The sequence below is a fragment of the Bradyrhizobium sp. sBnM-33 genome (assembly GCF_032917945.1).
Taxonomy (GTDB): Bacteria; Pseudomonadota; Alphaproteobacteria; order Rhizobiales; family Xanthobacteraceae; genus Bradyrhizobium.
In genome coordinates this window covers 165,438-190,000 of sequence record NZ_CP136624.1, presented here as the reverse complement: position 1 = coordinate 190,000, position 24,563 = coordinate 165,438, and the positions used below count along the sequence as shown (strand labels likewise).

25 protein-coding genes and 1 pseudogene are annotated in these 24,563 nt (G+C 64.4%); 9 read left to right on the top strand and 17 right to left on the bottom strand.

What is annotated here, in order from left to right:
• The first annotated feature begins 33 nt into the window (after positions 1-33).
• The 6 genes from RX328_RS00900 to coaA all read left to right on the top strand — a co-directional run bounded on the left by RX328_RS00900 (position 34) and on the right by coaA (position 4,120).
• Positions 34-567, top strand: a complete 534-nt coding sequence (locus RX328_RS00900; protein WP_213252581.1) for a DUF2628 domain-containing protein — start codon at positions 34-36, stop codon at positions 565-567.
• Positions 564-1,214, top strand: coding sequence for an imidazole glycerol phosphate synthase subunit HisH (hisH, locus tag RX328_RS00895; protein ID WP_213252580.1), 651 nt, complete (start codon positions 564-566; stop codon positions 1,212-1,214). The genes RX328_RS00900 and hisH overlap by 4 nt, the downstream gene beginning before the upstream one ends.
• Positions 1,202-1,954, top strand: coding sequence for a 1-(5-phosphoribosyl)-5-[(5-phosphoribosylamino)methylideneamino]imidazole-4-carboxamide isomerase (gene hisA, locus RX328_RS00890; RefSeq protein WP_213252579.1), 753 nt, complete (start codon positions 1,202-1,204; stop codon positions 1,952-1,954). Before hisH ends, hisA begins: the two co-directional genes overlap by 13 nt.
• A 10-nt stretch (positions 1,955-1,964) precedes the next feature.
• Positions 1,965-2,741 carry an imidazole glycerol phosphate synthase subunit HisF gene (gene hisF / locus RX328_RS00885; protein ID WP_213252578.1) on the top strand — a complete coding sequence of 259 codons (777 nt, stop codon included), beginning with the start codon at positions 1,965-1,967 and terminating at the stop codon, positions 2,739-2,741.
• A gap of 83 nt (positions 2,742-2,824) precedes the next feature.
• A complete protein-coding gene (locus RX328_RS00880; RefSeq protein WP_213252577.1) occupies positions 2,825-3,148 on the top strand; it encodes a phosphoribosyl-ATP diphosphatase in 324 nt (107 codons plus the stop codon).
• A gap of 15 nt (positions 3,149-3,163) precedes the next feature.
• Positions 3,164-4,120 (top strand): type I pantothenate kinase, encoded by a 957-nt coding sequence (gene coaA, locus RX328_RS00875; protein WP_213252575.1) that lies wholly within the window; start codon positions 3,164-3,166, stop codon positions 4,118-4,120.
• A 144-nt stretch (positions 4,121-4,264) separates the two neighbouring features.
• Here the strand turns inward: coaA and RX328_RS00870 are convergent, their stop codons facing one another.
• The 10 genes and pseudogenes from RX328_RS00870 to rsmI form a co-directional block, all read right to left on the bottom strand.
• A complete protein-coding gene (locus RX328_RS00870; protein WP_213252574.1) occupies positions 4,265-6,499 on the bottom strand; it encodes a PAS domain-containing hybrid sensor histidine kinase/response regulator in 2,235 nt (744 codons plus the stop codon).
• A 204-nt stretch (positions 6,500-6,703) separates the two neighbouring features.
• Positions 6,704-7,171 carry a hypothetical protein gene (locus RX328_RS00865; protein ID WP_213252573.1) on the bottom strand — a complete coding sequence of 156 codons (468 nt, stop codon included), beginning with the start codon at positions 7,169-7,171 and terminating at the stop codon, positions 6,704-6,706.
• A 173-nt stretch (positions 7,172-7,344) separates the two neighbouring features.
• Positions 7,345-8,879, bottom strand: a pseudogene (locus tag RX328_RS00860) (YifB family Mg chelatase-like AAA ATPase); the annotation flags it as partial.
• Between the two features lie 93 nt (positions 8,880-8,972).
• Positions 8,973-9,155, bottom strand: a complete 183-nt coding sequence (locus RX328_RS00855; protein WP_213252572.1) for a hypothetical protein — start codon at positions 9,153-9,155, stop codon at positions 8,973-8,975.
• A 398-nt stretch (positions 9,156-9,553) separates the two neighbouring features.
• Entirely contained in the window at positions 9,554-9,862 is a 309-nt protein-coding gene (locus RX328_RS00850) for a hypothetical protein (RefSeq protein ID WP_249726562.1), read from the bottom strand.
• A gap of 130 nt (positions 9,863-9,992) precedes the next feature.
• Positions 9,993-10,976: an MBL fold metallo-hydrolase gene (locus tag RX328_RS00845; RefSeq protein WP_213252571.1), complete on the bottom strand. Its 984-nt coding sequence runs from the start codon at positions 10,974-10,976 to the stop codon at positions 9,993-9,995.
• 304 nt (positions 10,977-11,280) lie between these two features.
• A complete protein-coding gene (locus RX328_RS00840) occupies positions 11,281-12,141 on the bottom strand; it encodes a hypothetical protein (protein WP_213252570.1) in 861 nt (286 codons plus the stop codon).
• A 266-nt stretch (positions 12,142-12,407) separates the two neighbouring features.
• Positions 12,408-13,355, bottom strand: coding sequence for a glutathione synthase (gene gshB, locus RX328_RS00835; RefSeq protein WP_213252569.1), 948 nt, complete (start codon positions 13,353-13,355; stop codon positions 12,408-12,410).
• Positions 13,356-13,384: 29 nt separating this feature from the next.
• Positions 13,385-13,798, bottom strand: coding sequence for a YraN family protein (locus RX328_RS00830; RefSeq protein WP_213252568.1), 414 nt, complete (start codon positions 13,796-13,798; stop codon positions 13,385-13,387).
• Positions 13,785-14,738, bottom strand: coding sequence for a 16S rRNA (cytidine(1402)-2'-O)-methyltransferase (gene rsmI, locus RX328_RS00825; RefSeq protein ID WP_213252567.1), 954 nt, complete (start codon positions 14,736-14,738; stop codon positions 13,785-13,787). The genes RX328_RS00830 and rsmI overlap by 14 nt, the downstream gene beginning before the upstream one ends.
• A gap of 232 nt (positions 14,739-14,970) precedes the next feature.
• Here rsmI and RX328_RS00820 point away from each other — a divergent pair, with 232 nt between their 5' ends.
• Positions 14,971-16,182 (top strand): penicillin-binding protein activator, encoded by a 1,212-nt coding sequence (locus RX328_RS00820; RefSeq protein WP_213252566.1) that lies wholly within the window; start codon positions 14,971-14,973, stop codon positions 16,180-16,182.
• Between the two features lie 113 nt (positions 16,183-16,295).
• Here RX328_RS00820 and hemW read toward each other — a convergent pair whose 3' ends face one another.
• Genes hemW through rph form a run of 3 tightly spaced genes read right to left on the bottom strand, consistent with a single transcriptional unit; the run spans position 16,296 to position 18,812 of the window.
• A complete protein-coding gene (gene hemW / locus RX328_RS00815) occupies positions 16,296-17,465 on the bottom strand; it encodes a radical SAM family heme chaperone HemW (RefSeq protein ID WP_213252565.1) in 1,170 nt (389 codons plus the stop codon).
• A complete protein-coding gene (rdgB, locus tag RX328_RS00810) occupies positions 17,458-18,087 on the bottom strand; it encodes an RdgB/HAM1 family non-canonical purine NTP pyrophosphatase (RefSeq protein WP_213252564.1) in 630 nt (209 codons plus the stop codon). Before rdgB ends, hemW begins: the two co-directional genes overlap by 8 nt.
• Before the next feature lie 11 nt (positions 18,088-18,098).
• Positions 18,099-18,812: a ribonuclease PH gene (gene rph / locus RX328_RS00805; RefSeq protein WP_213252563.1), complete on the bottom strand. Its 714-nt coding sequence runs from the start codon at positions 18,810-18,812 to the stop codon at positions 18,099-18,101.
• 254 nt (positions 18,813-19,066) lie between these two features.
• On the opposite strand from rph, the gene hrcA reads away from it, so the two are divergent.
• The gene (hrcA, locus tag RX328_RS00800; protein ID WP_213252562.1) at positions 19,067-20,155 is read left to right on the top strand and encodes a heat-inducible transcriptional repressor HrcA; all 1,089 of its coding nucleotides are present in this window, start codon (positions 19,067-19,069) and stop codon (positions 20,153-20,155) included.
• 215 nt (positions 20,156-20,370) lie between these two features.
• Positions 20,371-20,991: a nucleotide exchange factor GrpE gene (grpE, locus tag RX328_RS00795; protein WP_213252561.1), complete on the top strand. Its 621-nt coding sequence runs from the start codon at positions 20,371-20,373 to the stop codon at positions 20,989-20,991.
• Positions 20,992-21,197: 206 nt separating this feature from the next.
• Here grpE and RX328_RS00790 read toward each other — a convergent pair whose 3' ends face one another.
• From RX328_RS00790 to RX328_RS00775, 4 genes are all read right to left on the bottom strand, one after another.
• Positions 21,198-21,587, bottom strand: coding sequence for a VOC family protein (locus RX328_RS00790; RefSeq protein WP_213252616.1), 390 nt, complete (start codon positions 21,585-21,587; stop codon positions 21,198-21,200).
• Between the two features lie 124 nt (positions 21,588-21,711).
• Positions 21,712-22,563: a helix-turn-helix domain-containing protein gene (locus tag RX328_RS00785; RefSeq protein WP_213252560.1), complete on the bottom strand. Its 852-nt coding sequence runs from the start codon at positions 22,561-22,563 to the stop codon at positions 21,712-21,714.
• Between the two features lie 36 nt (positions 22,564-22,599).
• Positions 22,600-23,313, bottom strand: coding sequence for a bifunctional nicotinamidase/pyrazinamidase (gene pncA / locus RX328_RS00780; protein ID WP_213252559.1), 714 nt, complete (start codon positions 23,311-23,313; stop codon positions 22,600-22,602).
• A 117-nt stretch (positions 23,314-23,430) separates the two neighbouring features.
• Positions 23,431-24,369: a hypothetical protein gene (locus tag RX328_RS00775; RefSeq protein WP_213252558.1), complete on the bottom strand. Its 939-nt coding sequence runs from the start codon at positions 24,367-24,369 to the stop codon at positions 23,431-23,433.
• Positions 24,370-24,563 lie beyond the last annotated feature (194 nt).

Below are 24,563 nucleotides of genomic sequence, written 5' to 3'. Positions count from 1 at the left end.
TTCTCGTTCGCGTCTCGCGGCCGGAGAGCTACGATGCGGGTTTATACAGTGCATGCCCCCGTGGGTGACGGCGCCGACTTGGCGGCAGCCGATAAATTCGTCTTCGTTCGCGACGGCTTCCATTTCTGGGCTGCGGTTGCGAGCGTGATTTGGCTGCTCTGGCATCGGCTTTGGCTGGCATTGATCGGCTGGATCATTCTGATAGTTGCGATCCACCTCGGGATGTCGGCGCTCGGCGCCAGCCGCGGCACGATCTTCATCGTTGACGTCCTGATCGCCATTCTGATGGGGCTCGAAGCGGCGAGCCTGCGGCGCTGGACACTATCTCGGCGCAAATGGCGCCAGCTAGACGTCGTCGTCGCCGACGACCAGGAAGCGGCTGAGCGCCGCTTCTTCGAGCGCTGGGCTGCTAGGCAGCGTGGCTTCACCAATGACCAGTACGCGATTGATCGCGGCGCACCGCCGCCAACCCGCAACATTCCGGGCCAGTCGTTCTCCAAACCGCCGCCGCCGTTGCCGCAAGGCGGAATCATCGGTTTGTTTCCGGAGCCGGGAGGGCCACGATGACCGTTGCGATCATCGATTACGGCTCCGGCAATCTTCACTCGGCGGCAAAGGCCTTCGAGCGCGCCTCGCGGGGCATGGAAGAGCCGCAGAAGGTCATGGTGACGCGCGATCCTGATATCGTGTACCGCGCCGATCGCATCGTGCTGCCCGGCGTCGGCGCCTTCGCCGATTGCCGCCGCGGTCTCGACGCCGTGGATGGTATGCTGGAAGCCATGACCGAAGCGGTTCGCGTCAAGGCGCGGCCTTTCTTCGGGATCTGCGTCGGCATGCAGTTGATGGCGACGCGCGGCAAGGAGCACGTCACGACCAACGGTTTCAACTGGATCGAGGGCGACGTCGAGAAGATTTCCCCGCGCGAGGAAAATCTGAAGATTCCCCACATGGGCTGGAACACGCTCGACCCTATCCGTGAGCACCCGGTGCTGGAGCGCCTGCCGCTCGGACCGAAGGGCCGCCATGCCTATTTCGTGCATTCGTATCATCTCAACGCGTCGAACGAAGCGGACGTGCTGGCACGCGCCGATTACGGCGGGCCGGTGACCGCGATCGTCGGCAAGGACACCGCCGTCGGCACGCAGTTTCACCCCGAGAAGAGCCAGCGTTTTGGTCTGGCCCTGATCTCGAACTTTTTGAAGTGGAAGCCGTGATCCTCTTTCCTGCCGTCGACCTGAAAAACGGCCAATGCGTGCGCCTCGAGCAGGGAGACATGGCGCGCGCGACCGTGTTCAACCTCGATCCCGCGGCGCAGGCGCGCGCTTTTGCCGAGCAAGGGTTTGAATATCTCCACGTCGTCGATCTCGACGGTGCCTTTGCCGGCAAGCCGATGAACGCGCGGGCGGTCGAGGCGATGCTCAAGGCGGTCACCATGCCGGTGCAGCTTGGCGGCGGCATCCGTGATCTCAAGACTGTGGATGCCTGGCTCGACAAGGGCATTGCGCGCGTGATCATCGGCACGGCGGCGGTGCGCGATCCGGAACTGGTGAAGGGTGCGGCGAAAAAATTTCCCGGCCGCGTCGCGGTCGGACTCGACGCGCGCGACGGCAAGGTTGCAGTGGAAGGCTGGGCCGAGACCTCGCAGGTGACCGCGCTGGAAATCGCGCAGCGGTTCGAGGATGCCGGCGTCGCGGCCATCATCTTCACCGATATCGCGCGCGACGGCTTGTTGAAGGGCCTCAACCTCGATGCCACGATTGCGCTCGCAGAACGCATTTCCATTCCCGTGATTGCGTCCGGCGGTTTCGCTTCGATCGAGGACGTCAAGGCGCTGCTCGAGCCGCGCGCCAAAAAGCTCGGCGGCGCCATTGCCGGCCGCGCGCTCTATGACGGCCGGCTCGATCCTGCCGCAGCCCTGACGCTGATCCGCAACGCGCGCGCCGCGGCGGCCTAGGAGATTTCGCATGTTCAAGGTCCGCGTCATCCCCTGTCTCGACGTCAAGGACGGCCGGGTGGTCAAGGGCGTCAATTTCGTCGATCTGCGCGACGCCGGCGATCCCGTCGAGGCGGCGATTGCATATGACGCCGCCGGCGCCGACGAATTGTGCTTCCTCGACATCACCGCCACCCACGAAAACCGCGGCACCATGCTGGATGTGGTGCGGCGCACGGCGGAAGCCTGTTTCATGCCGCTGACGGTCGGCGGCGGGGTGCGCACCATCGAGGATATCAAGACGCTGCTGCGCTTCGGCGCCGACAAGGTCTCGATCAACTCGGCCGCCGTCTCTAACCGTGAATTCGTCAAGCAGGCGGCGGAAAAATTCGGCGAGCAGTGCATCGTGGTCGCGATCGACGCCAAGCGGGTCAAGCGCGGCGGCGGCTCGGACCGCTGGGAGATTTTTACCCATGGCGGGCGCAACTCCACCGGGATCGACGCGATCGAATACGCGCAGGAAGTGGTGTCGCTCGGCGCCGGCGAGATCCTGTTGACCTCGATGGACCGCGACGGCACGCGGCAAGGCTTCGACCTGCCACTGACGCAGGCCGTCGCCGACAGTGTTCCCGTACCGGTTATCGCCTCCGGCGGCGTCGGCAATCTCGACCACCTCGTCGACGGCATCCGCCAGGGCCACGCCACCGCGGTGCTGGCGGCCTCGATATTCCACTTCGGCGAATTTACCATACGCCAAGCCAAGGAGCATATGGTGCGCGCCGGGCTGCCGATGCGGCTCGATCCCTGACGACTCCATGTCACAAAAGTGCTAAGTCCTTGTCCGGGACGGCGACCCGGACTTTGGTCGGGCGCGAGTGTTGAGTTCGGTTGATGTCGCGTTTCACGATCCACGATTTGGCCGCCACCATCGATGCACGGGCCGCATCGGGAGGAGAGGCGTCCTACACCCGCAAATTGCTCGACAGGGGCGCCGAGCACTGCGCCAAGAAGCTGGGCGAGGAAGCGGTCGAGACCGTGATCGCAGCGATCGAGAACGACCGTAGCCACCTGATTGCCGAAAGCGCCGACCTGCTGTTTCATTTGCTGGTGTTGTTGAAGTCGCGGGGCGTGAAGCTCGAAGAGGTCGAAGCCGCGCTGGCGCAGCGGACGTCGATGTCCGGGCTTGAGGAGAAGGCATCGCGCAAGCGCGATTGACCGAGAGGACGGCGCATGGATATCCGGGCTCCCGACCAACAATACAATCCCTACCGCATCTTCACGCGCGAGCAGTGGGCGCGGTTGCGCGACGACACGCCGATGACGCTGGAGCCGGGCGAATTCGAGCGGCTGCGCTCGATGCACGATCGCCTCGACCTGCAGGAGGTCGAGGACATCTACCTGCCGCTGTCGCGCCTGTTGTCGATCTACGTCGATGCGACCCACCGGCTCTACCAGGCGCAGCGCCAGTTCCTCGGCATCCGCGACCGCAAGGTGCCCTACATCATCGGCGTCGCTGGTTCGGTCGCGGTCGGCAAATCGACCACCGCGCGCGTGCTGCAGGCGCTGCTGGCGCGCTGGTCGCCCCGGCCCAGGGTCGACCTAGTGACAACAGACGGCTTCCTGTATCCCAATGCTGTGCTCGAGCGGCAGGGGTTGATGCAGAAGAAGGGCTTTCCCGAGAGCTACGACCTGCCGATGCTGCTGGCGTTTCTTTCCGATATCAAGGCCGGCCGCCGGCCGGTGCGCGCGCCGGTCTATTCGCATCTGGTCTACGATATCGTGCCGAACGAGTGGATCGAGGTCGATCGCCCGGACATCCTGATCGTCGAGGGCGTCAACGTGCTGCAGACCGGCCGACTGCCGCGCGACGGCAAGGCGGTGCCCGTGGTGTCCGACTTCTTCGACTTCTCCGTCTATATTGATGCCGAAGAGCCGGTGCTGCGCGAATGGTATGTGCGCCGTTTCCTTGCGCTCAGGGACACCGCGTTCCACGATCCCAAATCCTACTTCCATCGCTACGCGGTGCTCTCCGACGAGGAAGCCACCGCGACCGCGATCGCGATCTGGGAACGCACCAACCTCGCCAATCTCGAGGACAATATTTTGCCGACCCGGCCGCGCGCGACGCTGATCCTGAAAAAGCGCGCCGATCACCTCGTCGAGACGGTGGCGCTGCGGCGGCTGTAGTGTCGTAGGGTGGGCAAATGCGCCCTTGCGCCGTGCCCACCATCTATCCGATCGGTGGCTGACATGGTGGGCACGCTTCCGCCTTCGCTCGTTGAGCTACGGCGGACGGGGTCGCTTTGCCCACCCTACAAATCCTTCAATGCCTCACGCCGCCATGTGCCGTGACGCGATGAGCCCGGCAAGCGCCTCGGCGAGTTTTTCGCGGTCGAGCGGCTTGATCAAGAATCCGTCCATGCCGGCTTCGAAGCAGGCGTAGCGATCTTCCACCAGCGTGTTGGCGGTGAGCGCAAGGATCGGCGTCCGGCTGCCCGGCTCGCCGGATTCAAGGGTACGAATCCGCTTGGTGGTTTCGATGCCGTTGAGCTGCGGCATCTGGATGTCCATCAGGACGAGATCGTAGGGGCTGCCGGCGGATTTCGCCGAGAGCCAGGACTCCAGCGCCTCGGCGCCGTCGGTGGTGATGACGGCGTGATGGCCGAGCCGGCCGAGCAGCGATCGGATCAACAGCGCATTGATCTGGTTGTCCTCGGCAACCAGGATCGACAGGCCCTTGGCCGACGGCGCGGCCGGCGTCTCGCTCGGGTCGATGGCCGGATCCAGACTGGGCGCGGCCACTTCAGGCGCAGCCGTCAGGCGGGCCGCGAGCGAGGCCGCGCGCAGCGGCTTGACCAGATAGCCGGTGAGGGCGGAAGTGGCGGACGGTTGCATTTCGTGCCGCGTCGCCGGCGTGAACATCACGATGCGCTGGGTGGCATGAAGGCGGGCGGCATCGCCAAGCCGTTCGATTTCGGCCAGCCCCAGCGCGTGATCGATCAGCACCGCGTGCCAGGCGCGCTCGGGCAGCAGGGCCTCTGCGACGTTGATGTCTGATACCATGCAGGTCTGCCCGCCCCAGCGCTGCAGCCGTCGCGCGGTCAGCGAGGCCTCGATGCTCGCGGGCGAGACCAGCATGATCGAGTGGCCGGAAAGATCCGGCGCCGCAAATGAGATTTGTTCGCCGCCCGCGGCGGCAAGGGGAAGCGACACTTCGAATGTCGAGCCGATGCCCGGCGTGCTCTCCAGCGTGATGCGGCCGCCCATGCGCTTGACGATGCGGTCAGAGATGCTCAAGCCGAGACCGGTGCCGCCGTAGCTGCGAGCGATCTTTTCGTCGGCCTGCTCGAACTCGCGAAAGATCCGCTCGCGCGCTTCGGGAGCGATGCCGATACCGGTGTCGCGCACCAGGAAGCTGATTTCATTGGGCCAGATACCGGGCTCGACGATCAGGGCGACACCGCCGGTCGAGGTGAACTTGATCGCGTTGCCGGCGAGGTTGAGCAGTACCTGCCTCAAGCGCGCCGCGTCGCCGATCACGTGCGTCGGCAGCCGCTCGTCGACATAGGCGGCCACCTCGATCTTCTTGGCTTCCGCACGCGGCGCCAGCAACTCGGTGATGTCCTCAATTAGACCCGACAATGCGAACGGGCGATGTTCTAGATCGATCTTGCCGGCCTCGATCTTGGAATAATCCAGCAGTTCCTCAATCAGCGAGAGCAGCGCGTCGCCGGAGGTCTTCACCGCCTTGACGTAGGTCGCCTGTTCCGGCGTCAGCGGCGTATCCATCAACAGGCCGCTCATGCCGATGATGCCGTTGAGCGGCGTGCGGATCTCGTGGCTCGCCATCGCGAGGAAGCGCAACTTGGCGCGGCTTGCCGCGTCCGCCTGGTCGCGGGCCTCGGTCAGCGCGCGTTCGCTCTCGGTGCGGTCGGTAACGTCGCGGCCGACGCTTTGCATTTCCGCTCGCTCTCCGGCGTCGTTGCGAACGAGCCCTTCGCGCCACGCGATCCAGCGCGGGCCGAGCGGTCCCTCGATCCGCTGGTCGTGAACGCGGGTGCCGTTCGGTTCGAGCGCAGTATCGCCCTGTTCGAGAACGGTAAGCCTGAAGCGGCTGCCGATCAGCGCGTCGCGCGGCATTTGCGCCAGCTCGCAATAGGCATCATTGGCGTAGGTGATGCGGCCCTCGCCGTCGCGCAGAACGATCAGATCGCCCTGCGATTCGAATAGCCGCCGGGTACGCTGCTCGGCTTCCTGCAATTCCCAGTTCCGGTCGGCCAACGCTTCGTTATGCAGCGCGACCTTGCGCATCTTCTTGCGCAACAGGCGGAGCCGGACGCTGAAGGTGGCGAGCGCGACGCAGGCGATCGCAAACAGGAAGGCGACGCCGATCGCGAAAGAGTGCGGATCATAGCCGGAATTTTCTGTCTTGGCTCCGGCGATGAAGCCAAAGGCACCGCCGAACACGACCGAGAAGATCATGAAGGAGCGCAGCGCGAAGGTAAGCCAGGGATGACGGCGGCCGAAGCGGCGAAAGCGAAGTTTGATCCGGAAAGTCCGCCCCATCGCCAATAACCCTAAGCTTGCTGCTTGAATTGAACCGGCCTGGTTCGCCGCCTCTCTCGGGCAGACGATGCGTCGCCGATGTTGCAAAGTGCTTGAGGCTCCCAGCGCATGACGGGCCGCGATGAGAACAGGGTGAATGAAAGGTTAACCGAGCATGGTCCGGAAAAGTGGGAACCGGTTTTCCGAAAAGACCATGCTCCAAACCTACAGCGACGCCGCTTCGATGCGGTGGCGCTCGCCGCGAGCGCCGACGATCAGGGCGGCGGCATCGAGCAGCGAAAAGCTCTTCGATGACACGAAGATGCGGTAGTCGGCCGGTCCATCCCTGGAAAGATAGATCACGGGATCGGAGCCTGATGGATGGCGGGAGATGGCGACCAGAAGCGGCGGCGCATTGCTCTCGCAGGCGCCGGCTTCGGCCGTTTCGATATCGTCGATCACCGTGAGGTCGGCCGCTTCCGCGTTGTCGGTAATCTGCACCCGCACCGTCGCGCGGCCTGGATCGCCGGTGAAACTGACGTGCCGGTGCGCCTGCCAGGAGAGGGTGGCGATCTGGACGGAAGTGCCTGATGTTTCGATGCAGGGCCGCGGACCGGCCAAAAATTCGCCGCGCGCGAACAGGGCGACGATTGTCAGCGGAATCACCGAGGCCAGGATATTCAAACGCAACATGACACGCTACTCGCTCACCATAAGCCCGCGACATGGGACTTATGGTTGGCAGAGGGTAAAGGAAACTAGTTACCGCCGGGTTGACGCGAGTTGTTTTTTGTGGCGGCGGCATCCTGGTCGCGAGTGAGGCGAGAGATTCGACGTCGCTTGGCCGGCCGGCGGCCGCGGACCTCCGCCGCGCGCCGCAAATCCTCCGCCAGCGCACGATACGAAAGCGCCTCCGCCAGATGCAGCCGGCCGATCTTTTCCGCACGGTCGAGATCGGCGAGGGTGCGGGCGACGCGCAGCACGCGGTGATAGCCGCGCGCAGTCAGCTTCATGGTTTCGGCGGCGTCGCGCAAAAATTTTTGGCCCTGCGCATCTGGCTGCGCGATCGTTTCCAAAAGCGAGGCCGGGGCTTCGGCATTGGTGCGGATATGCGGCATGCCCGCCGCCGCATAGCGCGCGAGCTGGATGTCGCGCGCGGCGGCGACGCGGGCTGCGACTTCCGCCGAGCCTTCGGAAGGCGCGGCAGGATCAGGTCGGCGGCGGTGACCGCCGGTACCTCGATGCGCAGGTCGATGCGGTCCATCAGCGGGCCGGAGATGCGCATCTGGTAGTCCGCGGTGCAGCGGTCGACCGGTGCGCGCCTGCAGGAATAGCCGGGATCGTAGGCTTGGCCGCAGCGGCACGGGTTCATGGCCGTGACCAGCATGAAGCGGGCCGGATAGGTAACGCGGTGGTTGGCGCGGGAGACCGAGACCTCGCCGTTCTCCAGCGGCTGGCGTAGCGAGTCCAGGACGCGCGGATCGAACTCCGGCAGTTCGTCGAGAAACAACACGCCCTGATGCGCCAGCGAAATCTCGCCGGGTTTTGCACGCAGGCCGCCGCCGGTCAGCGCAGCCATGCTCGCGGAATGATGCGGTGCGCGGAACGGCCGCCGCGCGGTCAGCGCGCCGTCGCGGATTTCACCGGCGACGGAGGCGATCATCGACACTTCCAGAAGTTCAGATGGCGACAGTGGCGGCAGGATCGAAGGCAGCCGCGCCGCCAGCATCGACTTGCCCGCACCGGGCGAGCCGATCATCAGTAAATGGTGTCCGCCGGCCGCCGCGATCTCCAGCGCACGCTTGGCGCTTTCCTGGCCCTTGATATCGCGCAAGTCCAGATGGGTCGCTTCCGGCTCGTGCACCTTCGGCTGCGGCCGCGACAGCACCTGCGTGCCTTTAAAATGGTTGGCGATCTGGACCAGCGACTTGGCCGCGATGATCTGGATGTCCGGGCTCGCCCAGGCCGCTTCCGTTCCGCATGCCGCGGGACAGATCAGCCCCTCCTCGCGCGCATTCGCGCCGATTGCCGCGGGCAACACGCCCGCAACGGGCGCGATCGAGCCGTCGAGCCCGAGTTCGCCTAGCACGGTAAAGCCGTTGAGCGCATCCGGCGGGATCGCGCCGATCGCAGCCATCAGGCCGAGCGCGATCGGCAGATCGTAATGGCTGCCTTCCTTCGGCAGATCGGCCGGCGCCAGATTGACGATGATCCGCCGCGCCGGCAGGGCCAGCCCCGAGGCGATCAGCGCCGAGCGCACCCGCTCGCGCGCCTCCGACACCGCCTTGTCGGGCAGACCCACAATTGCAAACGCCGGTAGTCCAGGCGCGACCTGCACCTGGACGTCGACCGCGCGGGCCTCGATCCCCTCAAAAGCTACGGTAGATACCCGCGCAACCATGCTGCCCCCCCGCCACGCAATCGAAGGTAGCGGGGAACCGGAGGGCAAGTCAAGAACATTGAGAGAACATTATGCGCGTTGGGGGCCTATCAGCTAGCGCTCCGTTCGCATGTATGGGCTCTGCTCGGAAACAAGCTTCAGCGCAGGATCGTCGGCGAGAACGCGTACTGCCTCTGACTTTGCAGGGTTCTCATTCTCGGGATTTCCCCGGACGCTCCACACGGCGAGCCAGACGACGAGCATTCCGGCGCCGATCGCTACCATGTCTTTGGTCATCTGCCGGGCCTCCAAACTGGGTGCCAATCGGCCGAGATATTATTTCGGATTGGGCTGCTGGTCCTGTGGCCGGACGCTCATGTCGCTCTCGGGCATCTTGTCCCGGCCCTGATCCTCATTGTCGTCTCTCCTGCCTAAGGTAGACGTTCCGCTACCGCCGGGATTGGATGTACTCGAGCCGGTGGTTGCGTTTGGCGCAGCGCGGGGGGTTTGCCGAACTGGCGGCGGGATCGCCGGTCGTGGATCCTCGCCCGCTGGGGGAACCTTGTGCCAAGGCGAACGCATAACTGCCAAGCAGTGCGCTCAGGATGATCGCGATCCGCTTCATGGTGCTTTGCTCCCTGAGGAAAGACCAATTTCGGCGAAGCGCGATGGTTCCTAAGACATGGTTGGGGAGCTCAATTCAGCTTCCCCGCCGCAATCGCCGCCGCACTACCCTGCGGCTGCTCCAGCATCTTCAGCGCTGCATCCAGCCCGTTGCGCAAATTGGCGGCCGCGTTGGCGCTGCAGCGGATGCGGCCGGAGGAGATGAATTTCACTTCGGTCGAACCATCCGGCTTCGGCACCAGGATGCGAGTCGCGAGTTCGACCTCGATCGCGCCGTTCATGGTGCCGTAGGCACCGACGATGTCGAAATAGACCACCGGAGCCATGGCTCCAGTGTCCTCATAGATGAGATCGGGTTTGGCGGGCGGTTGTTCGGCCAATGGGAGACTCCGTGATCGTTACGTCGTGATTCGCTGATCAAGGCTTACGCAAACGAAGGCGTATCCCTAGCGCTGCGTGCTGGCCGGGCGACGTCCGGGGCGGACCAGCCGCCCCGGAAGACTGAGCCGTTCAAAGCTGCATGTTCATCGGCTCGGGATAATACCTGAAACCGTCGCCATTCTTGGCGACGTGGCCGTAGCCGGGCCAGGCGAAGTGATAGGACATGACCGGGATCTTCTGGGCGGCCAGCATGTCCAGCATCTTCACCCGCGAGGCGGCCGCTTGCTTCGGGTCGGTGTCGTAGGCGAATTCCATCCGCGGTTTCTCCAGCAAGAGCACCGCGTGATGCGAGAGGTCGCCGAGGAAGCAGAACGATTTGCCCTTCGAGCTCACCATGTAGATGGTGTGGCCGACGGTGTGGCCGGGCGCTGCGAGCGCGGTGATGCCGGGCAAGAATTCCTGGTTGTCCTTGATGAAGACGATGCGGTCGCGTACCGGCAGCAGATTCTTGCGGGCGTGGATCACAAAATCCTTTAAAGGACTGCCGAGCTTGCCTTCATCGGTCCAGAAATCGAAATCGCTCTGGGCGATGTAGACCTGCGCGTTCGGGAATAGCGGCTTGTCGTCGGCGCCGACCAGGCCGCCGATGTGATCGATATGCGCGTGCGAGCACACCACGGCGTCGATATCGCTCGGCTTGATGCCGGCCGCCATCATGTTTTTCTGCTGCTGGCCGGTGGTCGGGCCAAATGCTTTTAACGTGCCCATGCCGGTATCGAACAGGATCAGTCTGTCGCCGGTATTCACGATCGGCGAATTCTGCTCGAGCACGACGTTGTCCGGATTGAGGAAGTTGTCGGACAGCATCTTCTTCACTTCCTCTTTCGGCACGCCGGTAAACGTGCCGGAGGGATCGCCGAGCGGAAGCGGGCCATCGGAGACGACGGTCACTTCGGCGTCGCCGAGGATGAAGCGGTGCCAGTAGGGCGCCTGCGTGCCGAGCTTCGGCGCCTTGGCCAGCGCGCTGCCGCCGAGCATCGTTGAAGCGCCAAGACCCATTCCGAGTCCTGCGCCGAGCGCAAGCAAAGACCGTCGCGAAAAATTCGTCGTCATGCGTCTTCCTCCACTAATTTACTGATTGCAGTACGTGCCCGGACGGATTCATCCGCAGGCGCAGGCTGCGCCCGCTCGCTGAAATTGGCAAGTGGGCGGAGACGGCACAACAGGGATGTGAAAATGCGATGACGCGATGCGGCGTTATTTGGTGGCCGCGCTTGTTCTCGATGGTATCCCAGATTTTTCCGGCAACACAGACTGCGTAGCTACAGCGACGATGACATCGCGCAGGCCCGCGGTGCGCCGTATCGCGTAGAGCCGTTGTTGCAGGAGAGGATTTCGATGATTACCGCATCGACAGCTACCAATCGTAGTAGTCGTACATCCACTCCCTTGGGTATCGAGGCCGCGCTCTCGCTTGTGGCGGCGACCGCTCTGGTTTGCGCAAGGTCGGAGCCGGCTGCGTCGGGGGCGCTGACGTTTTCGGCGGGTTCTGCTCGGATACCTTCGCGAGCGCACGTTTCATCTCTTCCTGACTCGCCTTCAGCTCCCCAATGGCTTTTGAATTGTCGCTGACCATTTGTTGCTGGTTCGCCTTGAGCTGTTCGATGGTTCGCTCCAGATTCGCGAGGTCGCGCGCGATCGTTTGCAGCAACTGAGTCTGATCAGGAGGCGGCGCGGTAGTTGGCGGCGGCGCGTCTTGCGGTGGTGCGGCCTGAGCCAAGGTTATTGTTTGCGGTGGTGATGCTTGCGGTGGTGCTGCCTCCGTCGCGGCCAGTTGAACGGTAGACGGCGCGGGCTGTGCGGGAGATGGCGGGTCTTCCGGCGGCGATGATGGCGCTGAAACGAGCTGCGGCGCCCAACGGGCGACAACCAGCTTGGCTCCGTCGCCATAGGACGCCTGCAAAACCAGGGCGGACACAATGATGCACGCCGCCACGGGCAAGGCGACGAGGGTTCGGAGCGCCAGCCTTCCTGGCGGTGATTGCGGGCCAGGTTCGGCCGAGGGCGATTGCGGGCCAGGTCCGGCCGAAGGCGAATGCGAGGCCTCGCGCTCCATTTTTGCAAGCTGTTCAGTTAGACGCGCGAGTTGCTCATCCGCGCTCTTGATCTGTTCGTGGGCGTGCGCGAGCCGCTCATCGGCGCCCGTGACCAGGGCATCGTGGGGTCCTGTTTCTTTCGGTGTAGGTGTGGAGTTCATTGGCGTTTCCTTTCCGTCCAATGTCATCCGAAGGTGGCCGGTCGAGCATCCGGCAGCGCTCCGTGCAGTCTTGCCCAAAGAATGGCCGCATGATGGTAGAATATGGAATCACAAGGCGATAGCGTCCTGCAATCCAGCGGGACCGCTCCCGGCGCAGCAGAACGGCGCCGCGGCTCTCCTCCTCGGTTCCAACCGGCCGGCAGGAGGCGCACGCAACTCATCCGGCCTTAGTCCGGTCGCGTATGAGCGCGCTGCGCATGAGTCGCTGGACAGGTCGCGAGGGGAAGTTATTTCCCGGCGCGCTTCTTCTCGATGGTATCCCAGATCTTTGCAGCGACATCCGGGCCGTTGAGACGCTGGATGGCGCGGATGCCGGTCGGCGACGTCACGTTGATCTCGGTGAGGTTGCCGTCGATCACGTCGATGCCGACGAACAATAGCCCGAGCTCGCGCAGCGCAGGTCCCAGCGTGTCGCAAATCTCGCGCTCGCGCGGGGAAAGCTCGGTCGCCTGCGCGGCGCCGCCGCGCACCATGTTGGAGCGGAGGTCGTCGGGGGCGGGGACGCGGTTGACGGCGCCGGCGAATTCGCCGTCGACCAGGATGATGCGCTTATCGCCGTGCTTCACCTCAGGGAGGAAGCGCTGGATCACCCAGGGCTCGCGGAAGGTGACCGAGAAGATGTCGAACAGCGAGCCGAAATTCATGTCCTGCGGCATGACGCGAAACACGGCGGCGCCGCCATGACCGTGCAGCGGCTTCATCACCACGGCGCCGTGCTGGTCGCGGAACGAATTGATCTCGTCGAGGTCGCGCGAGATCAGCGTCGGCGGCATTAGCTGCGGAAAGTTCATCACGAACAGCTTTTCCGGCGCGTTGCGCACGGAAGCCGGATTGTTCACCACCAGCGTCTTGGGGTGAATGCGCTCGAGGAAATGCGTCGAGGTGATGTAGGCCAGGTCGAAGGGCGGGTCCTGCCGCAGCAGGATGACGTCGAAGGCTTCGAGCGGCTCGCGCTTGGGCTCGCCGAGCGTGAAATGGTCGCCGATCTCGTCGCGCACGGTGAGGTGCTGCACCGGCGCCGCCAGCTCCTCGCCGCGCAGCGAGAGCTTGTCCGGGGTATAGTATGAAATGCTGTGGCCGCGCTTTTGCGCTTCCAGCAGCAGCGCAAAGGTTGAATCGCCGCGGATGTTGATACGCGCGATGGGGTCCATCTGGACGGCGACATTCAGTTTCATGAGTGAGGTCCGGGTCTCTGGAGGGAATCTTAAGCGCTGGCGTCGAATGCCGCTAACAGATGGCGTGGCAGATGCCGCGGCGCAATCAGGACGGCGTCAAAACGGAGCTCGAATTCGGCATGCTCGGGATGCGCCATCAACCAGGCTTGGGCGGCGTCGATGATGCGGGCCTGCTGGCGCGGCGTCACGGCATAGGCGGCATCATCAAGGCTGGCTCTGGCCTTGACCTCGACGAAAGCCACGAGATTGCGCTTCCTCGCCACCAGGTCGATCTCGCCATAGGGCGTGCGGAAGCGCTTTGCGAGAATGCGGTAGCCCTTGGCCATCAGGTAGGCGGCGGCGCGGCTTTCGGCGGAAAGCCCGGTGCGAAAGGCAGCGACCCGCTCGGGCGCGGCGAGCTTTGGCCCGACGTCGGGCGGCGTAGTGCCGTCAGTCTTCGCCATCGCCGCCTCTTACCTCTTTCGCAAGCTCCAGCGCGCGGGCATAGACCTCGCGCCGCGGGCGCCCCGAAAGCTCGACCGCATGCGCGACGCTATCCTTGACGCTTTCGCGCGCCAGCGACGATCGCAGCAGGTCGTCGAGGTCGTGCTGCGTCATGACGTCGGCGTCCTTGTGCGGCTGGCCGATCACGAGCACGAACTCGCCGCGGGTTTCCAGCGTGTCGGCCGTCCTTGCCAGTTCGGCGATGGGCGCGCGCTTGATGTCCTCGTGCAGCTTTGTGAGTTCGCGGCAGATCGCGGCGTCGCGCCCGGGCATGATCTCGGCGAGGTCGGCGAGCGTTTCCTGCACGCGGTTGCCGGATTCGAACATCACCAGCGTGGCATCGATTCTTGCCAATTCGGCCAGCCGCGTCCGCCGCGAGACGTGTCGGGCCGGCAAAAATCCCTCGAAATAAAATCGGTCGGTCGGGAGTGCCGCGACCGAAAGCGCCGTCAGCACCGAGGACGCACCGGGCACCGGGATCACGGCATGGCCGGCGGCAGAGACCTCACGCACCAGCTTGAAGCCGGGGTCGGATATCAGGGGCGTGCCGGCGTCCGACACCAGCGCGATGGAAGCGCCCTGCGCCAGCCGCTCCAGGATTTTCGGCCGTGCCATCGCCGCGTTGTGCTCGTGATACGGTTTGAGTTCTGCCGAAATTGCGTAGCGTTCGATCAGGCGGCGGGTGATGCGGGTGTCCTCGCAGGCGATGATGTCGACGCCGGCCAAAGTCTCCAGCGCGCGCAAGGTAATGTCGCCGAGATTGCCGATCGGGGTTGCCACCAGATAGAGGCCAGGACGCGGTTTCGGTACATTCAGAATGTGGCCGCCAATCGAAAATGTTCTGTTGCCCGAACCCGGTTCGGTATCAGACCCGTAGTTGGAGCTGGGCTTTGCGCGCATAATGGCAATCTAAAGGGGTCTTGGTGCAAGCGCTATATCCGGCGGGATGGGAGACAGGGCGGAAGTTCCCGGCGGCCTGCAATGTCCGGCGGGCCCGTAATGCTTTTGTTTTGGTTAACTAATCCTCGACAATATTGCAGAATCCCGCATTCAGGTTCAGTAGCGGTTCAGGTGCCTCGGCCCAGAAAGCCGGAATCCTGGCCGACGGCGGTCGGTCAAGAGAAGAGACAAGATGGTAGGCCCGCTCAATCGTAAGCCTGGATCGTCGGATCCTCGGCCGTCAGGACCGACCCGGCGGACGGCGGTCGGACTCATTCTCGGCGCGCCATTGCTCGCTGCTTGCAGCGGCGGCCAGATTTCGAACCCGTTCGGCCCGTCGGCGCCCGAGGGCCCCCCAGGCACGCAGCAACAGCCGCTTGCGGTCGGCACCGGGCAGGTCAAGGTCGGCCTCATCCTGCCGCTTTCGGCCGCCGGCAATGCCGGCGTTGCCGCGCAGTCGATGAAGAACGCAGCCGAGATGGCGCTGGCGGAATTCCAGAATCCGAACATCCAGCTTCTGATCAAGGACGACGGCGGCAGTCCGCAGGGCGCCCAGCAGGTCACCCAGCAGGCGCTCGGCGAGGGCGTGGAAATCGTTCTGGGCCCGCTGTTTGCGGCCTCGGTGCCGGCGACCGCGCAACTGACGCGCGCGCGGAGCATTCCAGTGATCGCGTTCTCAACCGATTCCAGCGTCGCCGGACGCGGCGTTTATCTGCTGAGCTTCCTGCCCGAATCCGACGTCAACCGGATCGTGGATTATTCCGCCAGCATCGGAAAGCGATCATTTGCGGCGCTGTTGCCCGACAACGCCTATGGCAATGTGGTGGAAGCGGCGTTCAAGCAGGCGGTCGGCCGCAAGGGGCGCATGGTCGCCTTCGAAAAATACACCGCCGATCGCGCCGGAGCGGCGCGGACGGTGGCGCAGTCACTCGGCTCGGCGGACGCGCTGTTCATCGCTGACGACGGCGAATCCGTCGTGGCGTCGGCGGAGGCCCTGACCGCGGCGGGCGCGAATTTGCGCAACATCCAGTTGCTCGGCACAGGCCTCTGGGACAATCCGCGCGTCTATGCGAGCGCGACGCTGCAGGGTGGGCTCTATGCCGCGCCGGATCCGTCGGGCTTCCGCGCCTTTTCGGAGCGCTACCGCGCCAAATACGGCACGGACCCCGTGCGCACCGCAACGCTAGCTTATGATGCTGTCGCGCTGGTTGCTGCGTTGTCGAAGCAGCAGGGCGGCCAGCGCTTTGCGCCGGAGACGCTGACCAACCCGTCCGGTTTCGCCGGCATCGACGGGCTGTTTCGATTCCGCTCCGACGGCACCAACGAGCGCGGCCTTGCGGTGATGAAAGTCGCCAGCGGCGGCAGCACGCCGGTCGCCGGATCGCCGAAGACTTTTGGGGCGTAGCTATTGTCGCGAACCGTAGCCCGGATGGAGCGAAGCGAAATCCGGGGTTAGGTCTACCGGCTCACGCGATGATCCCGGATTGCGCTGCGCTCCATCCGGGCTACAGCTTCCCGCTACGCCGCCAAATCCGCCACGACCGCATCAAGCACCGGGAAGCCGTCTTTCGTCACGCGCAGCCTGCCGTCGGCGTCGACGGAGATCGCGCCTTCCGCACGCAGGATGGCGATGCGGCTCGGATCGAGCGCGCGGCCTGACAGTGCCGCATAACGTTCGGGATCGATGCCTTCGGCGAGCCGCAAGCCCATCAGCAAGAATTCGTCGGCGCGTTCTTCGCTGTTGAGGTGGTCATCGGTGACGACGCCGTGGCCGTTGGCCTCGACGCGCATCAGCCAGGCCTCCGGGCGCTTCTCGGTCGCGGTCGCGTGTCGTGCGCCGTCGATGTCGAGGCGACCATGCGCGCCCGGCCCGATGCCGGCATATTCCTCGCCACGCCAGTAGACGAGATTGTGCTGGCATTCCGCGCCTTCGCGGGCGTGATTGGAAATCTCGTAGGCTGGCAAGCCATGATGCGCGCAGACTTCCTGCGTCACGTCGTACAGCGCACGCGCCACCGCCTCGTCCGGTGTCTTGAGTTTGCCCGCCGCATGCAGGCCGAAGAACGGCGTGCCTTCCTCGATCGTAAGCTGGTAGAGCGAGAGATGCTCGGCGGCTTCGGAAATCGCGAGCTTCAGTTCATCCGCCCACATCCGCGGCGTCTGGTCGGGGCGGGCGTAGATCAGGTCGAATGAATAGCGGTCGAACGCGGTGCGCGCGATCGCGACCGCATCGAGCGCCTCGCGTGCGGTATGCAGCCGTCCGAGCGCTTTGAGCGAGGCGTCGTCGAGCGCCTGCACGCCAAGGGAAACCCGGTTGACGCCGGCCGCGCGATAGCCGCGAAACCGCGTCGCTTCCACGCTGGTCGGGTTGGCTTCGAGCGTGACCTCGACATTGCCGGCGACGCGCCAGTGCCTTCCGATCGCATCCAAAATCGCGCCGACAGTCTGCGGCTGCATCAAGGAAGGCGTGCCGCCGCCGAGAAAGATCGATGTGACGGTCCGCCCCGGTGCGCGCGCCGCCGTGGTTTCGATCTCGCGCGCAAACGCGCGTGCAAAGCGTTGTTCGTCGATCGGTGCGTGGCGGACGTGGCTGTTGAAATCGCAATAGGGGCATTTCGACAGGCAGAACGGCCAGTGCACGTAGACGCCGAAGGCATTTTTGGGGCGGGGTCGCGCGCGACTAGCCAAGGCAGATCTCCGCCAGTTTGACGAAGGCCCGTGCCCGGTGCGACAGGCCAAGTCCGAACGGCGGCAGGCCGTGCTTTTCGATGGAAGTCATCTCGCCAAAGGTCCGCGTGTGCCCGTCGGGCAGGAATGCCGGATCATAGCCGAAACCGGCGGTGCCGCGCGGCGGCCAGACCAGGGTTCCGTCGGTGCGGGCCTCGACTTCTTCGAGATGCCCATCGGGCCAGGCGACGCACAGGGCCGAGACGAAATGCGCCTTGCGCTTTTCGGGCGTGGTCGCGCCGCGCTCCTGCAACAGGCGCTCGATCCTTGTCATCGCCGCCATAAAATCCTTGCCCTCGCCGGCCCAGCGCGCCGAATAGATTCCGGGCGCGCCATCGAGCGCATCGACCACGAGGCCGGAATCATCGGCAAAGGCCGGCAATTGCGCTGCTTTCGCCGCCGCGATCGCCTTGATCGCGGCGTTAGCCCGAAACGTCTTGCCGGTCTCTTCCGGTTCACTCAGGCCCAGCTCACCCGCGGAGATTGCCTCGACGCCATGCGGCGCCAGCAATTCCCGCATCTCGGCAAGCTTGCCGGGATTGTGGGTCGCGATCACGAGCCGGCCGGTGATTCGACGGTGCATGTGCGATCAGACTACGCGACGGCCAGCTTCTGCAAGTCCACCAGACGCGCGACACCCTTGCGCGCCAGTTCCATCAGCGCGAGGAACTCGTCTTGAGAGAACGGCGTCTTCTCGGCGGTGCCCTGCACCTCGATGATGCGGCCGTCGCCGGTCATGACGAAATTGGCATCGGTCTCGGCCTCAGAATCCTCGGCATAGTCGAGGTCGAGCACCGGCGTGCCCTGATAGATGCCGCAGGAGATCGCGGCGACATTGTCGCGCAGCACATCGGCTTTCAGCATGCTGCGGTTCTTCATCCAACCGATGCAGTCGGCCAACGCCACCCAGGCGCCGGTGATCGAGGCCGTGCGGGTGCCGCCATCGGCCTGGATCACGTCGCAATCGACCGTAATCTGACGCTCGCCGAGCGCTTCGAGGTCGACAGCTGCACGCAGGGAGCGGCCGATCAGCCGCTGGATCTCGACGGTGCGGCCGCCCTGCTTGCCGGCGGCGGCCTCGCGGCGGGTACGCTCCAATGTGGCGCGCGGCAGCATGCCGTATTCGGCGGTGACCCAGCCGCGGCCCTGGCCCTTCAACCAGGGCGGCAGCCGTTCTTCCAGGGTGGCCGTGACCAGCACATGGGTGTCGCCAAACTTCACCATGCAGGAACCTTCGGCATATTTGACCACGCCGCGTTCCAGCGACACGGGGCGCAACTGATCGGGCGCACGGCGGCTCGGCCGCATGGGGAATCCTTCCAAAATCGAGCGAAAATTCGTTCGCGGTGCTTGTAGGAGGGGGAACGGGCAGCGGCAAGGGTTTTTGCCTTGTTTCGGGGTAGAGGTTCGGTTCTGATCGATCAAAACCGAACCTCTACCTTGTTGTTTTGACGCGTTTCTCTACGCGAACCGGCGGCCACTTCGCTCGAAAACGCTATGCGAAGCGGACGCTTGTCATCGGCGCGCGAGATCGACAAATTAGGGGGATCAGGGAGTTAACAGTGGCCCACCACGATCCGATTGGCCTGATCGCGCCGCATGCGGGGCTCGCCCAGCTCAACGAGCGCTCGCGCGACATTTTTCGTCAAATCGTCGAGAGCTATCTTGCGACCGGCGAACCCGTCGGTTCGCGCAACATTTCGCGCCTGATCGCGGTGCCGCTGTCGCCGGCGTCCGTACGCAATGTGATGTCGGACCTCGAAGCGCTCGGCCTGATCTACGCGCCGCATACCTCGGCCGGCCGCCTGCCCACCGAACTCGGCCTGCGCTTCTTCGTCGACGCCTTGATGCAGGTCGGCGACCTCACCGAACCTGAACGGGAATCGATCCAGAGCCAGCTTGCCTCCGTCGGGCGGGCGCAGTCGGTCGAGGCGGCGCTCGGCGAGGCGCTGACGCGGCTGTCCGGCCTGACCCGTGCGGCCGCGGTGGTGCTGACCGCCAAATCTAATTCACGGCTGAAACACATCGAATTCGTCCGGCTGGAGCCGGAGCGCGCGCTGGTCGTGCTGGTTGGCGAAGACGGTCAGGTCGAAAACCGCGTGCTGACGCTGCCGCCCGGCGTGCCTTCCTCGGCCCTGACGGAGGCGAGCAATTTTCTCAATGCGCGAATTCGCGGCCGAACGCTCGCTGAAGCGCGGCTCGAACTCGAAACCGCGATGGCGCAGAGCCGCATCGAGCTCGATCAATTGACGCAGAAGGTGATCGAGGCGGGGATTGCGAGCTGGTCGGGCGGCGAAAACGAAGACCGGCAGTTGATCGTGCGCGGGCATGCCAACCTGCTGGAAGATTTGCACGCGCTGGAAGATCTCGAACGCGTCAAGTCGCTGTTCGACGATCTCGAGACCAAGCGCGGCGTGATCGACCTGTTGGGCCGGGCCGAGCGCGCCGAAGGCGTGCGGATCTTCATCGGATCGGAGAACAAGCTGTTCTCGCTGTCCGGTTCCTCGACCATCATCGCACCCTATAGCGACGCTTCGCGCCGCATTGTCGGCGTTCTCGGCGTGATCGGGCCGACCCGGCTGAACTATGCGCGGGTAATTCCGACCGTGGATTATGCCGCCCGCATTGTCAGCCGGATGCTGGGCGGCTGATCCGCCACGAATCGACCCCAATCCTGGCTTTGTCGTTTTGACGCGTTTTCTACCGCAGATAAGTCTACGCAATCTGCGCAAGCTTGATTGCTATGCGAACCGGTGCCCACTTCGCTCGAAAACGCTATGGAGCGCTTGATTTTCGGCCCCTAAAGCACGATATCCCGCTCAGCAAATCCCCATCGAACCAGAATCGTTTTTGAGAAGGCAGTCTTATGACCGATCCCAACCGGCCGAGTGACGACGGGGCACAACCCGCCAACCAGACCGGCGAGCCCGTGGTCTCAAAACCCTACATCATGCCCGACGATCCCGAGGAAGGATCGGTCGAGGCGTTGACGAAGGAAGCGGCGGAAGCGCGCGACAAGATGCTGCGCACGCTGGCGGAGATGGAAAACCTGCGCAAGCGCACCGCCAAGGAAGTCGCCGACGCGCGCGCCTACGGCATTACCGGCTTCGCCCGCGACATTCTGGAGATCGCCGACAATCTGCAGCGCGCGCTTGATGCCATGCCGGCCGAGACCAAGGCCAGCGCCGATCCGGCGCTGAAGGCTTTCATCGAAGGCGTCGAGCTGACCGAGCGCTCGCTGCTCAACACGCTGGAGAAGAACGGCGTCAAGAAGTTCGATCCGTCGGGCGAGAAGTTCGATCCGAATTTCCAGCAGGCGATGTACGAAGTGCCCGATCCGTCCGTTCCCGCAGGTACGGTGGTTCAGGTCGTACAGGCCGGCTTCATGATCGGCGAGCGCGTGCTGCGCCCGGCACTCGTCGGCGTCTCGAAGGGCGGCGCCAAGGCCGCGCCGGCGGCCAACAATGAGCCGAACAGCGCGGCGTAAATAGACCCTCATGGTGAGGAGGCGCGCAAGTGCCGTCTCCGGACGATGCTTCGCATCGCCGGGAGAACCATGAAGGCCCCGCTGCGGAATCTCGGCCTTCATCCTTCGATGACGCGCGCAGGCGCGCTCCTCCAGCGACGAGCGCAATTGCGCTCGCGCAGGGATGAGGGGTCTACGGAGTATCACCGAAGGCGGTTGACGCGGGCCTATGCTCGCAGCGGCCTCTCGTCCGCCTTCGGCCGGTAGGTCCCAAAACTCCAGAGATTGCCTTCCGGATCCCGGCAGGCGAAGTCGCGGCTACCATAATCGGTGTCGCGCAGGTCCATTTCGATGATGGCGCCGGAGGCTTTGACCTTCGCATGCAGGGCGTCGGGATCGTCGACTGCGACATACAGCGCGTCCGTGCGACGGCCGCCGATATCGCCGACGAGCTTGCCGTATTCGTCCTCCCTGCTTTGGCCGAGCATCAGGATCGAGGGCCCAAAGGCAAGCTCGGCGTGATGAATCGTGCCGCCGTTCCGGTAGACGGCGCGTTCGGTGAAACCAACAACTTCCTTGAGCCAGCGGATCATCGCTTCGGCATCCCGGCAGCGCATCGTCGGATAAAGGCGCGGCGCTTCGCTTTTGCTTGGACTGGTCACGGGCAACTCCCTGCATTGCGTTACCTCGCCAATATCGCGAGGTGAGGTGCGTCGGCTTGAAGATTTGTTACCTGACTGGCTACGCGTCCAGCGCGTCCAGCGGGCGCAGCAGGCGGCTATCAGCCAGCGCCAGCCGGTGGGCCCAGGCTGTTGGCGGTTCGCCAGCAAGGGCTGAAAATTCGCGGACGAGATGCGCCTGGTCGGCATAGCCGCTTTCGGCCGCAATCCCTGCCCAGCCGCTTGCCGCTCCCGTCTGCGCGAGCCGGCAGGTTTGATGGAAGCGCATGATGCGGGCGACCGGCTTCGGCGCGAGACCAATTTCCGCTCGGAAGCGATCGACCAAATGCTTGCGGCTCCAGCCGATCTCTCTTGCAAGCGCAGTGATGCGCACGCCGCCCGCGCTGCGTGCCAGCCGTCTATAGGCAAATGTGATCTCGGGCGAAGGCCGATGGCTGGCACGGCCTGCAACAAAATCCTCGACCAGATCGAAACGATCCTGCCAGCGGGATATAGCACCGAGCCGATCGCGCAGGTGCCGTCCCTCGGGCCGCAGCACGTCGCCGATGTCGACCATGCGCGCGGCGAGATCGACGACAGCGCCGCCAAAGAAGCGATAGGCGCCGAGTGGCGTGAAGTCCACCTGCACGCATTCAGCGCCGCCATCGGATTCGATATGAACCGGGCCGGCATAAAGCCCGGCGGCGAAGCTCGGCTGCCGGTCGGCGGTGCCAGGCTCGCGCCCAAGCGCAATCAGGAACGGTGTGCCGAAGCTGATGATCAGCGGCACCACCAGGCCGGCGACTTCACGCTGGAAAAACCGGCCGCGCGCCGTTTCGCGATAACCCGTTATCCTGGAAATGAGACCAGCCGTGCGCTCTGACGGCGCACGACGGGCCAGTTCGAACGCAAACGGAGCCGGTGGATAGGACATCCTCGCTCTCCAATTGGCCTCCGAAGAGGACGGGCGTTAAGCCGCGATATCGCTCGACTGAATGCGCTTGACGCCGGCCTTGGTCATGTCGGCCCAAGCCTTGGCGAGAGAGCCCTGGGTGTCGATGCCGCGGCAGGCGTCCTCGATCACATAGGTCTCAAAGCCCGCCTTGCGCGCATCCAGCGCGCTCCATGCCACGCAGAAATCGGTCGCGAGGCCGGCGAGGAAAACCCGCTTCACCTTGCGCGCCTTCAGGTACGCAGCGAGCCCCGTTGTGGTCTTGCCGTCGGCCTCGGTGAAGGCCGAATAGCTGTCGACGTCCTTGTGAAAACCCTTGCGGATGATGAGGCCGGCATGCGGGATCGCGAGGTCTTTTGACAGCGAGGCGCCCTCGGTGCCCTGCACGCAATGATCGGGCCACAGCACCTGCCTACCATAGGGAAGGTTCACCGTTTCGAACGGCTTCTTGCCGGAATGGGTAGAGGCGAACGAGACGTGGCCCGCGGTGTGCCAGTCCTGCGTCATCACCACATTGGCAAAGCCCTTGGCGATGCGGTTGATGATGGGCACCACCAGCTCGCCGTCTTTCACGGCGAGGCTGCCGCCCGGCAGGAAACAGTTTTGCACGTCGATGACGAGCAGCGCGGAAGCGTCGTCTGGCTTTATCGGCGCCGCCCACAGCGCCGGTGGAACGAGGGCGACGACGGATGCCGCGCCAAAGCCTGTCAGAACCAGCCTGCGAGAAAGCATAGCGCGTCTCCCTTGTCGTGAAGCGACAGGGGAAGGCTAGTTCCATTGGTGTACGAGCGAAAGCCCGAATTTCGGCGCGCCCTGATATCAGCGCGCGCGCTTTTCCGAATTTCGCGATCAGGTCCGTGGATGAATACCGTCGCGCACGGCGCGGAAGCGCGGAAATGCCTTGGTCCATTCGTCGCGCGGCGTAGAGCCGATGATGCGCATCGAGGTCTGGGAGCCGAACCGCAGCCATTGGACGATCGTAACGGGCGTGTTGTCCTTGCCGCTCACGGCGTCGATCCGTGTCTCGTAGCCGGGCTGGCCATCGATGCGGACCGGCTCCGACATCGTGATCCTGCCGTCGCGTACGCCGGGAATGGTGGTCGCGATCTGCTGGGCAAAGCGGCCGCGATCGTCAGGCGATGCCGCCGTCGAGCCGATCAGGCCGATGATCATGAAGGGCGCGACCTCGAAGCCTTTCTTTTCGTCGCTGTCGGAGAGAATGAGGGCAGCGCCCGGCGCCAGCGTACGGACGTTCTTGAAGTTCGATAGCTCGCTGATCTTGAACGGCATCATCCCGAGCTGTTCCTCGACAGGAACTTCGTTGCGGATTACCGCCGACGCGAACATCTGGCGCACGGCATCGTCGGTATAGATCTTCGAGGCGTTCTCCGGCACCTGCACGGCGACGTAGCCGGAGAAGGTGGGGCCGGGCAGGATCATGGAATAGCGGCGCACGTTGGTGGCGCCGTCCTTGGCGTTCTCGACGGTGTAGTAGGCGAGCCCCGCCTTGGTCTCGATGCTCTCCGGCTTGATGCCGCCAGTGCCGCCGGGATTGGCCTTGAAGGCATTGGCGACCTCGCCATAGGCCTCGGCGGGCAGGTCGGCGACCAGGACCTTGACGCCCTGGTCTTCGGTCTCGAATCCCGTGAACGCCCTGGCCTTGTTGAGGCCGACCAACGGCGTCATGCCGACCCTGGCGCCCGGCGGGAAAACCGGGTCCGCAGCGAACGCGGAGGAGGTGGCGGCAACGAGGAGGGCAACCGCAGCAAAATATCGAAGCAGCTTCATGGAGGTCTACCGGTTTGCATGGGGCCGTTCAGTGATCGGACGGTGGAGCTGATGGAATCTGGGCCTCGGGGCGCGACTGGGTCGTTCCGTTCGGCCTGCTTTTAGCGGTTTTGATGTCCCTGCAACAGGGCAGGGCGGGCGTCCGTTCCCCCGTCACGCTCCTATATGTCGGCCTTTCGCGGCATTCTGCCCGG